This is a genomic window from Streptococcus sp. 2154 (genome assembly GCF_013277255.1).
GTDB lineage: Bacteria > Bacillota > Bacilli > Lactobacillales > Streptococcaceae > Streptococcus > Streptococcus pseudopneumoniae.
The window spans coordinates 1-1,395 of record NZ_VMMK01000104.1; the positions used below are offsets into that span (position 1 = coordinate 1).

The window sequence follows — 1,395 nt, forward strand, 5'->3', positions numbered from 1 at the left end:
GTTCCACATCAATTTTTCTTTGACTGTAGATATTTTTTGTTTCTGGTTCTGAAAGCTTTTTGTTAATTTGGGATTTAAAATATTCCCAGTTATAATTCTTCATTATTTTTTTGTTTGTTTTTGAATTGAAGTTCATACATTGATTTTTCAGAGGACATTCTGAACAATCATCACATTCATATAATTTGAAGTCTCGCTTATAACCATACTTATCATGACGATAGGCATATCTTTTAAAACCTAGCCGTTTATTATTCGGACAAATGAATTCGTCATTAATTTCGTCATAGTTCCAATTTTGAGTATTAAAGATGTCACTTTTATATTTTTTAGTTTTATCTTTTATAAACATTCCATATGTTATGAGTGGCGTTCGATTAAAGTCATCTATAATTGCCTTATAATTTGATTCACTACCATAACCTGCATCAGCTACAATATATTCAGGTAAATGACCGTAGGTCTCTTAAATTGAATTTAAAAATGGAATCATCGTTCTAGTATCCGTTGGATTTTGATACACATTATAAGATAAAACAAATTGGGAATTTGTCGCTATTTGTAAATTATACCCTGGCTTAAGTTGTCCATTTTTCATGTGATCTTCTTTCATTCTCATAAATGTCGCATCATGATCTGTCTTAGAATAACTATTTCTATCCTTTAAAATAGATTTTTGAAATTCGTATCGATACTTTCGCTCAAAATAATCATTGATTTGCTTTTTGTATTTTTTGATTTTAGTTCTTTTGAGACGTATTTGTTTTCTTGTTTTAGTACATTTTTCATTGTTGATATGTTGGTTTAAATCTTCGATTTCTTTATCTAAGTGACTACCAATCAAATCTATTTCTTCTTTTGTTAATTCATTATCATGATCTTCTTTAATTTCCGGTATGATTTTATTGGTTACCAATTCATGGTAGAGGGCTTTAGAATCCTCATTCATCTTTGATTCATGGTTTTGAATACTCTTTTTCCATACAAATGTATATCGATTGGCATTTGCTTCAATTTTTGTACCATCAATAAAAATAGCTTTATCATCTATAAGATTTTGTTTTACACACTGACTGTAAAATTGAATAAATAAAGATTCTAATAAAGCATCTACTATTGGATTTACTCTAAATCGATTAATTGTTTTATAAGAAGGTTTTTGATTTTGTGATAGCCACATCATTCGGATGCTATCATTAAGCATTTTTTCTATTTTATGACCTGAGAATACAGATTGTGTGTAGGCATCTAGAATCACTTTTAACATCATTTTAGGATGGTACGAAGTTGCACCACGGTGATGTCTGAATTCGTCGAATTCATTGTCAGGAATTGTTTCAACAATATCATTTACATGTCGTGAAATATCATTTGTGGGGATAAGAACTGAAGTTT

The 1,395-nt window shown here is 29.0% G+C and carries 1 pseudogene; it reads right to left on the reverse strand.

Features of this window, described 5'->3' with window-relative positions:
* A pseudogene (locus HT693_RS11680) lies at positions 1–1,395 on the reverse strand (IS1182 family transposase); the annotation flags it as partial.